A 13331-nucleotide genomic window follows, 5' to 3' on the forward strand; every position below is an offset into this window, starting at 1 on the left:
ACAGTTGAAAGTGGCTCAGAACAGCGGACGCATATCCGGCATCGGCGACAGCGTATGGTTAAAGCACTTATCGTAATATTGCTGAATTTCCACGATGCGTTTGCGGTTGCGGTGGATGCGATTCAGCGCCAGCAGACCGTTAACCACTACGCTCAGGCTGAGAATAACCAGCAGCAGCGAAGTGCACAGATAGCGCCACAGCGTCAGCATATCCGGCTCGCTGTGCAGAGCGATATGCTGGGTGCCGTTGGCATCCGTATGGATACTGGTGATGATCCCGGCGGCGCTGAAAGGCGTATGCAGCAGCATGCCCGCCAGGCGCTGGAGTTCGTCCCACTGATCCGGCGCATTGAAGTCAAACAGCGAAACGGTGGGTTGAGGATGGCTAACCAGCTGACGTCCCTCATCGCTGACAATCAGGAATCCGCCAGGCGGAGGACTATTGAGCGCCTCGGCGGCGCGATGGGTTTCACGATAAAAAAAGGTTGAGGTCGCGGTATTCACCAGATTTTCCAGCGCCTCGGCGCTGACCGGACGCAACAGCACGTTCATGCCATCTAACGAACCTGTGGCGGCGCGGCTGACCAGCGTATCCCAGTCCTTTGCGTTGCCGAGGTTAACCAGGGCGTTTTTCAGTCGTACGCAGTCCTGCTGCTGGCTGCATAACTCCTGGGTTTTCAGCACCAGATCAGAAAAATCATCCAACAGGATCATGCCTGACTTTTGAATCGCCGTAGCAAGCTGCGGGTTAAGCTTGCTATCGATATTATTTTGCGGATGCAGCTGCTGATTGGTCAAATTCAACAGTGCAGACGCTTTATCAATGATTTCCGATTGCGGCAGCGGCAGGGGCGTCGCCATATTCCAGTAAATGGCTGAACAGTCGAACGGCATAAAAGCGTAACTGCGGTTGCTTTGATAGCTGGCAGGCACGGAACACATCCCGGTGCCGCTGACTTTCAGGCTGTCGCCCACATGCAGCGTTGCCTGCTCCAGCGCGGCCACCGAGTTAACTTCAATGCGTTCAGAGCCGGTCAGCCACGCCATGCTGAGCTTTAGCGGCATCGCCAGAGGCACCCAGCTAATCAGCAAGGCCAGCACCAACAGAGAGCCGCAGGCCAGCACCATATTCTTCTTCCAGCGCTGGATAGGGAAGTTGCGCACCTCATCCTGTAGCGACAGAAAACGCCCCTGGCGCACCACCTGACGGTTCAGATAGATATCCACCTCGGTGGTCTGGCCAAGATCGTGAGTAACATAAGGCTGCCAGTGCGGCGGATAAACCAGATCGATAATCCCAAGCGAGATGTTGTTGACCTGCCCCTGATTGGATTCGCTAAACAGCCCCCAGCGTTTCGGCGCGCCGCGCAGGCAATGAATTTCACGCAAATCCTTTTCGCTGGGCCGACGATACATAAACCACAGGCTAACCAGAATCATCACCACGCTGGCGCTGACCAGCCACGGCATAAGAAGCAACGGAGTTAACAGGCTAATAAAAAACAGCAGCAGACCGCAGCAGATCACCGCCGCTTCGCGGGTGCCGTCGCTGCGAGAAAGGCAATGCTCTTCCGGCGTCTCTTTACGTACCTGAAGCAACTCAACGTTTTCGCTCTGCTCTTGCCGGATCGAGGCGTTAGTGGCGCTGGGATGCACCGCCGTTGGCAGCATGCTCTGCTCACCGGCATAGTGCACCAGCGAGTGACCGTTAAGGGAGATTACCAGCGGAATAGAGTGGGTTTTGATTAACTCCACGAAGTTTTCTTCGGCGATATACTGTTCCCACAGCGGAGGAAGATGCACCTCAAGCGCGTCAAGATAGTAACGCCATTTCTGCGGATCGTCGGTAGAAAGCCCATAGCGGGTGATGGCGCGGGTAACAGGATAAACTTTGTTGCTCTGCGAGCTAAGCGTCAGCATCTCCGGCGCGGCGCTGGCGCCGCCCGGCTGAATAACACGCTGCTTTTTTGCCAGCAGATCGAGATAGCGCTCTACGGCATCGCGCTCTTCACCCGTCAGAAGACGATGGGGCGGATTAATAAACGGCAGCGGTTTCGCCAACGGCGGACGATGCCGCATAGCGTACCAAAAACAGATACCTGCAATAATTGAGCAGGTAAGCATTACACCCAGAATAATGATAATTGTGCTCATGCTATGCTCATTCCAGCCAAACTGCTGCCGTCACTGTGATTGCTCGCTCCGGGCTAAGTTATAGGGAGTTCACTAATTTTGGCGGGATTGGGCAGTGGTGGCAACCAACCTGATAACTAAAATAGCGCACAAAATCATAAAATTAGAACTACTATACAGAATTCCTTGCCGGAATATTAGCTGGCGAGTGTCGAGGTGAATATCGGCATTATCCTATTTCCTTGTCACTTATTGACTTTGTCATAAAGTTTTTTCCCGAATATTGCAAACGATTGTTATAAAAAAGTAAATTAAATCATCTGATGATTGGATTCCCGTAAGGCCTGTCGCACAATGTCTCTTTGCCGCTTTTTGTTCAGGACAACGACGGGCAGGCGATGATCAACCGCGCTTTATCTGGGGCCCCCATGCCAAGAAAATTAGAGAAACCTAAAATTTTAAACGTTGAGCCTGTGGCCCACTCTCGCCTGTTTACCATTGAATCGGTAGATCTGGTGTTCAGTAACGGCGCGCAGCGCGTTTATGAACGTATGCGTCCTTCAGAGCGCGAAGCGGTGATGATCGTGCCAATCATCGATAATCATCTGTTGCTGATTCAGGAGTATGTGGTCGGGCTGGAAACCTATGAGTTGGGCTTTCCAAAAGGATTGATCGATGCTGGCGAAACGGTATTCGAGGCGGCTAATCGCGAGCTCAAAGAAGAAGCGGGCTTTGGCGCGCAGCAGATGGAAGCGCTTAGCAAGCTCACTATGGCTCCCTCTTACTTTTCCAGCAAAATGAATATTGTGGTGGCGGAAGGGCTCTATCCTGAAAAGCTGGAAGGGGATGAGCCGGAACCGCTGCCGGTGATCCGCTGGCCGCTGGAAAACATGATGTCGCTGTTAGAAGAATCTGATTTTAACGAGGCTCGCAATGTTAGCGCGCTGTTCCTGGTGCGGGAGTGGCTGGCTAAGCAGCAGCGAATTGATTACTGATCGGGGCGATCGTAGCGGAAAAGTAAAAGGGGCGAAAATCGCCCCTTTTGCTGTTAAAAGAGTTCTTGCGTTTCGCCGTTATCCATCAGCGTGGTTCCCACGTCTTGTACGGAATACTCGGTGGGCTGTGTCCCTTCAATAAAGTACTCCTGACGCGTATTGCCGCCGCCGTTAGCCAGCTTGCCGGTAGTGCGATCGATAGTGACAGTCACTATGCCCGGCGGAGGCGTTAGCGGCTGCTCCGGCACGCCATCCAGCGCGGCCTTCATAAAGTTATCCCACGCGGGCTGAGCACTCTTGGCACCGCCTTCGTAACCTGAAATCTGATCGTCAATCGCGCCGGACGCGCTCGAACGGCCCAGGTCGCGGCGATGATCGTCAAAGCCAATCCAGACAGTGGTCACTACGCCAGGACCATAACCAGAGAACCAGGCATCTTTCGAACTGTTGGTTGTACCGGTTTTGCCGCCAATGTCTTTCCGCTTCAGATCGCGGCCGGCACGCCAGCCGGTGCCCATCCAGCCCGGTTCGCCAAAGATATTCGAGTTCAGCGCGCTTTTAATCAAAAAGGAGAGCGGCGTATTAATCACATGCGGCGCATACTGCTGGGTGACTTCGGGCTTATCGGCCCCTACCTTTTGCAGCACTGGCTGCGGCACGCCTGGATTGTGGTTTTCCTGAGAGATCGCCACGTTTTCTACGCTTTCTTCACCCAGCGCCACCGATTTTTTCGTCTCACCGTAAATCACCGGCAGATTACATTCCGGGCAGGCGATGCGCGGCTGGTTTTCAAACAGCGTTTCGCCATTTTCATTTTCAATCTTCTTAATGAAATAAGGGTCAACCAGGAAGCCGCCGTTTGCCATAACCGCATAGCCGCGCGCCATTTGCAGCGGCGTAAAAGAGGCCGCGCCCAGCGCCAGCGATTCGGTGTGCACGATATTCTGCGCCGGGAAACCGAAACGTTGCAGATACTCTGCAGCATAATCGACGCCCATCGCTCGCATCGCACGAACCATGACGACGTTTTTCGACTGTCCCAGTCCCTGACGCAGGCGGATCGGGCCATCATAGGTCGCCGGTGAGTTTTTTGGCCGCCAGTCAGAGCCCGCTCCCGCGTCCCAGCGCGAAATCGGCACATCGTTAAGAATCGAAGCCAGCGTCAGGCCGCGATCCATGGCGGCGGTGTAGAGGAAAGGCTTGATATTCGAACCGACCTGCCGCAGCGACTGCGTTACGCGGTTAAATTTGCTCTGGTTGAAATCAAAACCGCCAACCAGCGCACGAACGGCGCCATCGTGCGGGTCGAGAGAGATCAGCGAAGAGTTAACGTCTGGCACCTGCGCCAGCCACCAGCTGTTTTCAACTTTGCGTACCCAGATCTGCTGGCCTGGCTGCAGCACTTGCGTCACGCTGCGCGGCGTCGGGCCCTGCAACGTATCGGACTTATAAGGACGCGCCCAGCGTACGCCTTCCATCGTCAGCGAAACGCTGCTGCCGTCACGCATCAGCGCCGTGGCTTCATTGCTGTTGGCGGTGGTCACCACGGCGGGCCACAGCGGGCCGTAAACCGGCAGCGCCTTCAGGGTTTTCAGAATGCGCGTATGATCCCAGGCTAACTCACCCACGCGCCACAAAACATTAGCCGGGCCACGATAGCCGTGACGCATATCGTAATCCAGCACGTTATTGCGCACCGCTTCCTGTGCCGCCAGCTGCAGCTTACGGGTCACGGTGGTGTAAACCTTAAAACCATCGCTATAAGCGTTCTCGCCGTAGCGCTTCAGCATCTCCTGGCGCACCATCTCCGTCAGATAAGGGGCGGAGAAAGCGATTTCCGGCACGTGATAGCTGGCTTCAAGCGGCTCGCTACGCGCTTCAATATACTGCTGCTGCGTAATGTAGTTCTGATCCAGCATGCGGGACAGCACGACGTTACGGCGCGCCTGAGCACGCGCAGGAGAATAGAGCGGGTTAAACGTGGAAGGCGCTTTCGGCAGCCCGGCGATCATCGCCATTTCGCTCAGCGTTAGCTGATCGATGCTTTTGCCGAAATAGACCTGAGCGGCAGCGCCAACGCCGTATGCGCGGTAGCCCAGATAAATTTTATTTAAATAAAGCTCAAGGATTTCATCTTTACTGAGCAGTTGCTCGATGCGAATAGCCAGAAACGCTTCCTTGATTTTACGCATCAGCGTGCGCTCAGGGCTGAGGAAGAAGTTTCGCGCCAGCTGCTGAGTGATAGTACTCGCCCCCTGAGAAGCGTGACCTGAAATCAGCGCCACGCTGGCGGCACGGAAGATGCCGATCGGATCAACGCCGTGATGTTCATAGAAGCGGCTATCTTCGGTGGCGATAAAGGCTTTCACCAGCTCAGGCGGCATCTGCGACAGCGTCAGAGGAATACGGCGCTTTTCGCCATACTGCGCGATCAGCTCGCCGTCGGCGCTGTAGACCTGCATTGGCGTCTGCAGACGAATATCCTTCAGCGTGTTCACATCCGGTAGCTGCGGTTCAATGTATTTGTACAACCCGTAAACCGAGCCGACGCCCAGCAAAATGCAACACACTGCAAGAATCAATAAATACTTTACGAACTTCACCTGAGATTTCCCATTTAATGTCGTTTGGGCAGTTTATAAACAATCGCGCGGTAGTATAAATGCAAGCCAGACGCTTTGATACGTCCTTTTATTTTTACGTGGATATGGAGATCGCGCGAACATGGCTTTTCAGAAATGGCAAGTAGGGCTGGATATTCAGAATGGTCAGCTCTGTGCTTTAGGTATTCAACGTCGCCGTAACGGTTGGCAGCTGCGTCACTGGTGGCAACATGCGCTGCCGCACGATACGTTATCTTATGGCGCGCTGCAATGCTCGCCGACGCTGCTTGCCGTTTTGCGCCGCTGGCGTAAACAGCTTCCCCGTAGCCTCTCATTACGCGTCGGCTTTCCGCCGCAGGCGGTCATGCAGCGCGCTCTGGCGGCCCCCTCACTGCAACTACGCGAACCTGAGCTGGGGCGCTATGCCGCGGCGGCGGCCGAACGGCTCTTTCCGCTTTCCGTCAATGAACTGGCGCTGGATTATCGGGTCGCCGCTCAGCCGCAGTCGCGTCTTTATCTGACCGCCGCGCGTCAGAGCGTGCTGCAGCAATGGCTGTCTACGCTGGCTCTGGCCGGGCTGATCCCTGATGTCATCGAACTCACCTGTGGAGCGCTGGCGCAGGTCGGCAAAGCCATGCAGCTCTCTGATGAGGCGGCGCTGATTCATCAGCTCAGCGACCACTGGTTATGGTATTTGCCGGGAGAGCGGGAAGCAGCCTCTGGCTGGGTGCCCGGCCTGTTATCAACCGATAGCGAGCAGCTCCGACAGCACCTGCCCGACGCGCATGACCTCTGGTTCAGCGCGAACATCTCCAGCGAACTGCTGACAGGGATGCAGCCTCTTCAGCCGCTAAGCCTGCTGCAGTTTATGCAGCCGCCGCTGCCCGCTAATGGCGGAATGTTCACGCTGGCGCTGGGGTTAGCGCTGCGCCCGGAGGAGGGCTGATGATTGCGGTTAACCTGCTGAACTGGCGTCAGAAGGTCAGAAAACGCCAGCTAAGGCGCTGGCTGGGGTTAAGTGGAGTGTTGTTGGTATTGGTTCATGTTGTGCTGCTGTGCTGGTGGCGAGGGCTGGCAGAGCATACGCAGCGGTGGCAAGCCCAGTTAACGCTGTGGCAGCAGGCGGCACGGCAGGCACAGCAGCTTGATCAGCGCTATAACGAAGCGCAAAAACAGCAGCAGGCATTGCGTAATCAGGCGGAGCTGAGTAAGCGGAAGCAGCAACGGCTGGCAGAGTGGCAGGCCTTTATGCTGCAGCTAGAGAGCGATATACCGGATGACGCCTGGCTTTCTTCATTAACCCATCAGAGGGGAACATTACGGCTGGATGGGTTAAGCCTGCGGCCAGAGGCAACGCAGCTGTTACATCATCGGCTCAGGAAATCGCGCTTTTTTCAGATCTGGCTGCCGGGAGCGTTAAAGAAGAGCGCTGAGGGGCTATATGGTTTTACGCTAACCACGGGAAAAGCAGAGGACGATAGCCATGAATCATGACATTGTGCTGCGCTGGCTGCTGATGCCGGCGAAATGGCGTTGGGTGAGTCTGATGGGTCTGTTGACCAGCGTAGTGCTGTTGGCTGTTTATTTGTGGATAGCACCAGCGCGCGCCGGGCAGCTGCGTTTGCAGGATAAAACGCAGCAACAGCAGCTGCACTATCAACGGCTGCTGGCGCCGCTGTGGCAACAGCCTGCGCTGCAGAAGATAGAGATGCGGAACCAGCAGCTGCTGGCAGAGATTGTTCGCCAGGGGCAGCCCTTTTCCCTCTATACCCTGCTAAAACACAGCGGCGGCGAACTGGCGAACTGGCATCCTGATCGGCAAACCAGCCAGCTTGAGCTTTGGCTGGACTGGTCTCAGCTAAAGCGGCTGTTTGCTTATCTGGTGAGCTGTGAACCAGCTCCCATCCTGACCTCTTTTATCGTGCAGCGTAAGGCCGATCGCCTGCACGCCACCTTCCATCTGGCGTTTGATAATGAAACACCTCTTGATTAGCGGGCTGTTTTTCGCCTGTCTGCCGCCAGCTATAGCGCGCGATCCCTTTGCTCAGTTACAGGCTCCCTGTGCTTTGTCAGTGATGTCATTAGAGCGCTGGCAGCTCCAGGGCATGGTAGGGAAGGGAAACCGTTATCGGGGATGGCTGCGTTCAACGCAGGGCGAGTGGGTGGCAATTGCCAGCGACCAGCCTTCGCCTTTCATGGCATGGCAGATTGATGCCTTTACCCCATTTCGTTTAACGCTCAGCACGCCGCACAGTTGCGTGCCGCAGCAGGTCACGTTGCACATTACAGGGAAATATCATGACAAGGATCGGAGTCGCGCTGCTGCTGCTGAGCACCGTGGTACAGGCCAGTGACGAGCCGCTTTCACTGGCCTTTCAGGATGCGCCGGTTGAGCAAGTTTTACAGGCTTTGGCGGATTATCAGCAGTTTAATCTGTTGGTTGCGCCAGGCGTGGAGGGAAACATTACGCTGCGCCTGCAGGATGTCCCCTGGCGGCAGGCGTTATCGCTGGTGGCGCGTATGGCCAGGCTGGACATTACGCGGGAAGATTCGGTGCTGCTGGTTTTCCCGCAGGGCTGGGAGCAGAAAGAAGCACAGGAAAAAGTGCAGCAGCAGCCTTTACAGGATCTGGCATTAGCCTTGCAGCATGCGGATGTCGCAGCCGTCAGCGCCAGCCTGCAGGCCGAGCGCGGCAAATTAATGACGCCGCGCGGCAGCATCACCCTTGATGCGCGTGCGAATATGCTGCTGTTACGTGATACGCCAGCGGCGTTAAAAAATGTTGAGACCTGGGTTCAGGCGCTGGATGTGGCGCGGGAGCAGGTTGAGCTGACAGCCCATATCGTTAGCATCAGCGCAGAGCATTTGCATGAGCTGGGCGTCAGCTGGCAACTCTCTGGCGAAGAGGTGATTACCCAGGCGTTGCGTAACCCTGCAATCAATATCGGCCTTGCCGCTGCTTCGCCCTCGCTGGCGGCTGGCTTAACGCTGGCGCGGGTAGATGGGCGGCTGCTTGATTTGGAGCTTAGCGCGCTGGAGCAGGAGAACCAAATTGATATTATTGCCAGTCCGCATCTCATTACCTCACATCAGCAACCGGCCAGCATCAAGCAGGGCGCTGAAATACCCTATGAAGTTTCCAGCGGCAGCGACGGCGCAACCAGCATCGAATTTAAAGAGGCGGTGTTAGGGATGGAGGTGACGCCGACGGTGCAGCCCAACGGGCGTATTCGTCTGGCGTTGCACATCAGTCAAAACGTGCCCGGACGCAACATTAACAACGGCGAAAGAGAAATTCTGACTATTAATAAGCAAGAAATTAGCACTGAGGTTACGCTGAAAGATGGTCAGACATTAACGCTGGGCGGCATATTTCAACAGGAATCAGCGCGTAATCGTGATAAAGTCCCTTTCCTGGGCGATATACCGTTGCTGGGTGCGCTTTTTCGTCATGAAGTTCAGAATGACAAGCGCCGGGAGCTGGTAATTTTTATCACCCCGCGCCTGGTGCATGAAGAGTAACCAGCAGCGTTTTTTTTCCCGACCGGGTATCATATGCGTTTGACGCAGGAGCGGAATTAGCTTACAAGGTTTAGCGATTTTGACTTATGGCAGCACAGACTTATGGTTTGTTGCCAGGATACCGTGACAGGACGCTGCCTGAAGGGCGGCGGTTTTGACTCTTAGCGAACTGTGTGACGCGCAGACTGCGCGTTCTGAGCCGGGCAATTTATTCGGTTGCCAAACGACCTTGAGTGTTGAGATAATTTTTCATCTGACTCTCGCACTATCGCTCATGAGGTTTCAGTTCATGTCCCGCCAGCGGCTCGGCCGTTGCAGACGGGGTATCATCAACGCATTGTCTTAGTAATACCGAAAAAATGGCAGAGAAACGCAATATCTTTCTGGTTGGGCCTATGGGTGCCGGCAAAAGCACTATTGGTCGTCAGTTAGCTCAGCAACTCAATATGGAATTTTATGATTCCGATCAGGAAATTGAGCGACGTACCGGAGCGGATGTGGGCTGGGTTTTTGACGTTGAAGGCGAAGCAGGTTTTCGCGAACGTGAAGAGAAAATCATTAATGAACTCACAGAAAAACAGGGCATCGTGCTGGCTACCGGCGGTGGCTCTGTAAAATCCCGCGAAACCCGTAATCGTCTCTCCGCCCGTGGCGTTGTGGTCTATCTTGAAACCACTATTGAGAAGCAACTGGCGCGTACGCAGCGCGATAAAAAGCGTCCTTTATTACAGGTCGATGCACCGCCACGTGAAGTGCTGGAAGCGCTGGCGGATGAACGCAATCCCCTGTATGAAGAGATCGCTGATGTTACCATCCGCACTGATGATCAAAGTGCGAAAGTCGTCGCTAATCAAATCATTAATTTACTGGAAAAGAATTAATCCAACGCCTTAGGGCATAGCGAAAAGGTTATACAGCGTCATGGAGAGGATCACCGTTACCCTTGGGGAGCGCAGCTACCCGATCACCATCGCTGCCGGTCTGTTCAATGATGCGGCTGCCTTTTGGCCGCTGAAAGCAGGTGACCAGGCTATGTTGGTAACCAATGAGACGCTGGCTCCGCTTTACCTCGCGCCGCTGCGACAGCGGCTGGAGGTGGCGGGCGTTAAGGTGGATCAGGTTATCCTTCCCGATGGCGAACAGTATAAAACCCTGGCGGTAATGGATCAGGTCTTTACCGCTCTGCTGCAAAAGCCCCACGGGCGTGATACCACACTGGTCGCGCTGGGCGGCGGTGTGATTGGCGATCTGACCGGTTTCGCCGCCGCCAGCTATCAGCGCGGCGTACGCTTTATTCAGGTGCCAACCACGCTGTTATCGCAGGTGGACTCTTCCGTTGGCGGTAAAACCGCCGTCAATCATCCGCTGGGCAAAAATATGATAGGCGCGTTCTATCAGCCTGCTTCAGTGGTTATCGATCTCGACTGCCTGCGTAGCCTGCCGCCTCGCGAGCTGGCATCCGGCATGGCTGAAGTGATCAAATATGGCATTATCCTTGACGGCAATTTTTTTAACTGGCTTGAGCAGAACCTGGATGCGCTGATGGCGCTGAATGGGGAGGCGCTGGCCTTTTGTATTCGCCGCTGCTGCGAGCTGAAAGCGGAGGTTGTTGCCGCTGATGAACGCGAAACCGGACTACGGGCGCTGTTAAATCTGGGCCATACCTATGGCCATGCGATTGAAGCGCAGATGGGCTACGGTAACTGGCTACACGGCGAGGCCGTAGCCGCCGGGATGGTGATGGCTGCACGTACTGCTGAAAGGCTGGGGCAGTTCAGCTCTGCCGATACTGACCGTATTATCGCGTTGCTTGTCCGTGCCGGCCTGCCGGTAACAGGGCCGCAGGAAATGACCGCGCAGGACTATTTGCCGCATATGATGCGGGATAAAAAAGTGCTGGCGGGAGAGCTGCGTCTGGTTTTGCCGCTGGCGATAGGCAAAGCCGAGGTGCGTAGCGGCGTGTCGCATGATATTGTGCTTGCCGCAATTGATGATTGCCGTAAGGCCTGATAGTGATGTCTGCCGCAAACGGGATGTTGGCGGCGTTTGCCGTAAGACGGGGAGGTTGAATGGATGAGTTTAAACCGGAAGACGAGTTAAAACCTGATACCAGCGATCGCCGTCCGACACGGCCTCGCAAAACGTCTTCTGCACCTAAAACGCCGGTATCGCGCCAGCGTATGATGATGGGCATCGGTGTGCTGGTCCTTTTGCTGCTGGTAATTGGCATTGGTTCAGCTTTAAACGGGCCTGATTCTAAAAAACCATCCGCTCCGGTGGAGAACGGCGCAGCCACCTCTGGCGGCAATGAAAAGAATATCGACCTTTCCGGCTCATCAGCCATGAGCGGTCAGAACGGTAGCGCGGCTGGCAGTAATGAGGCTGCATTAGACAATGGCACAGCAAACGAGGCGCCGCAGTCGGTTTCCGTTCCGCCAGTCTCTTCTACGCCAACGCAAGCCGCGCCGATTGAGACGCCGCAAAATCAGCAGCGCGTAGAGCTGCCGGGCGATCTTAATAATGCCTTGACCAATCAACAGGGGCAGGTTGATTCTGCAGCCCAGGATGCGATGAGCACCAGTTCGCTGCCGACTGCGCCCGCCACAGTGAGCGGAAACGGCGTCGATAGCAGCAATGCTCACGTTGCGCCGATCGTACCAGGCAGCAAGCCAGCGCCGACGCGCAAGCCGGTTGCCAGCCAGCCGCCAGTTAAACAGAGTCATCAGCCAGCGGCTAAGCAGAGCAGCAAGCCTGCCACTGGCCATGCGGCACCTGCTGCGCAACAAAGCGTGCCCGGCGGCAGCTATACGTTACAGCTGAGCAGCGCCTCGCGTTCAGATACGCTGAATGCCTGGGCGAAGAAACAGAACCTGAGCAACTACCATGTCTATCAGACCACACGCAACGGACAGCCGTGGTATGTGCTGGTAAGTGGTTCTTATGCTACGCCAGCGGATGCTAAGCGTGCTGTCGCCTCGCTGCCAGTGGAAGTCCAGGCGAAAAAGCCCTGGGTTAAGCCGGTTAGCCAGGTGAAAAAAGAGGCGGGACGCTAAGCCGTTCACCTCCATATTACTGTGATAATGTGCTCTGGCAGCGAATTATCACAGCCGTTGCAACGGCTTTAAAATGGCAACCTGGTTGCCATTTTTGTCGTAAGTCAGATTCATAAGCGCAGATATGCTGTCGCTATAGCCACAGCCAGATGAACAGAAGTAACCAAAACGACAGCATGAAAAAAAATCGCGCTTTCCTGAAATGGGCTGGCGGTAAATATCCTCTTCTGGAGGATATCCGCCGCCATTTGCCGCAAGGTGACTGCTTAGTCGAGCCTTTTGTCGGCGCCGGCTCCGTGTTCCTTAACACCGATTATCCGCGCTATGTGCTGGCCGATATCAATAACGATCTGATCGGCCTGTATAACATTGTAAAAGGGCGCACCGTCGAGTTTGTCAGCGATGCGCGCCAGCTCTTTACGCCACGCAACAATGAGGCGGATGCTTACTACGCGTACCGCAGCGAATTTAATGCCAGCGACGATGCTTATCGCCGGGCGCTGCTGTTTCTTTATCTGAATCGTCACGGTTACAACGGTCTGTGCCGCTATAACCTGCGCGGTGAATTTAACGTTCCTTTTGGGCGTTACCGTAAGCCCTATTTTCCGGAAGAAGAGCTCTACGGATTTGCCGAACGCGCGCAAAAAGCGGTTTTTGTTTGTGAATCGTACGATGTTACCCTGAGTAAGGCGCAGGCAGGATCGGTGGTTTACTGCGATCCGCCTTATGCGCCGCTTTCGACAACAGCGAACTTTACCGCCTATCATACCAACAGCTTTAGCCTGCGCGAGCAGCAACATCTGGCTGAGCTGGCGGTAAAACTGGCGCAGGAAAGCGCGATTCCAGTACTGATTTCTAACCACGATACCGAGCTGACCCGGCTGTGGTATCAGGATGCGGTGCTGCACGTGGTTAAAGCGCGCCGCTCGATCAGCAGAAGCATTAGCGGTCGTACTAAAGTGGACGAGCTACTGGCCCTTTTTTGCTAGGCAGTTTCGTCCGCGACCAGCGCAATCTGTCAGTAT

The 13331-nt window shown here is 55.2% G+C and carries 12 protein-coding genes; 10 read left to right on the forward strand and 2 right to left on the reverse strand.

Going from position 1 to position 13331, the window contains the following annotated elements; all coding sequences use genetic code 11:
- Positions 1 to 15 precede the first annotated feature (15 nt).
- Entirely contained in the window at positions 16 to 2154 is a 2139-nt protein-coding gene (locus tag ACQE3Z_RS12360; protein WP_426974033.1) for an intracellular growth attenuator family protein, read from the reverse strand.
- Positions 2155 to 2561: 407 nt separating this feature from the next.
- Between ACQE3Z_RS12360 and nudE the strand changes: the two genes are divergently transcribed.
- Positions 2562 to 3128, forward strand: a complete 567-nt coding sequence (nudE, locus tag ACQE3Z_RS12365; protein ID WP_426974034.1) for an ADP compounds hydrolase NudE — start codon at positions 2562 to 2564, stop codon at positions 3126 to 3128.
- A 53-nt stretch (positions 3129 to 3181) separates the two neighbouring features.
- Here the strand turns inward: nudE and mrcA are convergent, their stop codons facing one another.
- Positions 3182 to 5731, reverse strand: coding sequence for a peptidoglycan glycosyltransferase/peptidoglycan DD-transpeptidase MrcA (gene mrcA / locus ACQE3Z_RS12370; protein WP_426974035.1), 2550 nt, complete (start codon positions 5729 to 5731; stop codon positions 3182 to 3184).
- A gap of 121 nt (positions 5732 to 5852) precedes the next feature.
- Here mrcA and pilM point away from each other — a divergent pair, with 121 nt between their 5' ends.
- The 9 genes from pilM (at position 5853) to dam (ending at position 13295) form a co-directional block, all read left to right on the forward strand.
- A complete protein-coding gene (gene pilM, locus ACQE3Z_RS12375) occupies positions 5853 to 6677 on the forward strand; it encodes a pilus assembly protein PilM (RefSeq protein ID WP_426974036.1) in 825 nt (274 codons plus the stop codon).
- Positions 6677 to 7225 carry a PilN domain-containing protein gene (locus ACQE3Z_RS12380; RefSeq protein ID WP_426974037.1) on the forward strand — a complete coding sequence of 183 codons (549 nt, stop codon included), beginning with the start codon at positions 6677 to 6679 and terminating at the stop codon, positions 7223 to 7225. Before pilM ends, ACQE3Z_RS12380 begins: the two co-directional genes overlap by 1 nt.
- Positions 7215 to 7724: a hypothetical protein gene (locus ACQE3Z_RS12385; RefSeq protein WP_426974038.1), complete on the forward strand. Its 510-nt coding sequence runs from the start codon at positions 7215 to 7217 to the stop codon at positions 7722 to 7724. The genes ACQE3Z_RS12380 and ACQE3Z_RS12385 overlap by 11 nt, the downstream gene beginning before the upstream one ends.
- Positions 7705 to 8085, forward strand: coding sequence for a HofP DNA utilization family protein (locus ACQE3Z_RS12390; protein ID WP_426974039.1), 381 nt, complete (start codon positions 7705 to 7707; stop codon positions 8083 to 8085). The genes ACQE3Z_RS12385 and ACQE3Z_RS12390 overlap by 20 nt, the downstream gene beginning before the upstream one ends.
- A complete protein-coding gene (gene hofQ, locus ACQE3Z_RS12395) occupies positions 8030 to 9253 on the forward strand; it encodes a DNA uptake porin HofQ (RefSeq protein ID WP_426974040.1) in 1224 nt (407 codons plus the stop codon). Before ACQE3Z_RS12390 ends, hofQ begins: the two co-directional genes overlap by 56 nt.
- A gap of 359 nt (positions 9254 to 9612) precedes the next feature.
- Positions 9613 to 10134: a shikimate kinase AroK gene (gene aroK, locus ACQE3Z_RS12400; RefSeq protein ID WP_085068555.1), complete on the forward strand. Its 522-nt coding sequence runs from the start codon at positions 9613 to 9615 to the stop codon at positions 10132 to 10134.
- A gap of 40 nt (positions 10135 to 10174) precedes the next feature.
- Positions 10175 to 11263: a 3-dehydroquinate synthase gene (gene aroB, locus ACQE3Z_RS12405; RefSeq protein WP_426974041.1), complete on the forward strand. Its 1089-nt coding sequence runs from the start codon at positions 10175 to 10177 to the stop codon at positions 11261 to 11263.
- Positions 11264 to 11322: 59 nt separating this feature from the next.
- Complete coding sequence (locus ACQE3Z_RS12410) at positions 11323 to 12306, forward strand: SPOR domain-containing protein (protein ID WP_426974042.1); 984 nt, start codon at positions 11323 to 11325, stop codon at positions 12304 to 12306.
- A gap of 176 nt (positions 12307 to 12482) precedes the next feature.
- Positions 12483 to 13295 carry an adenine-specific DNA-methyltransferase gene (gene dam, locus ACQE3Z_RS12415; protein WP_250651528.1) on the forward strand — a complete coding sequence of 271 codons (813 nt, stop codon included), beginning with the start codon at positions 12483 to 12485 and terminating at the stop codon, positions 13293 to 13295.
- Positions 13296 to 13331: the final 36 nt, after the last annotated feature.

Source organism: Pantoea sp. FN0307, from assembly GCF_050113815.1.
GTDB lineage: Bacteria > Pseudomonadota > Gammaproteobacteria > Enterobacterales > Enterobacteriaceae > Mixta > Mixta alhagi.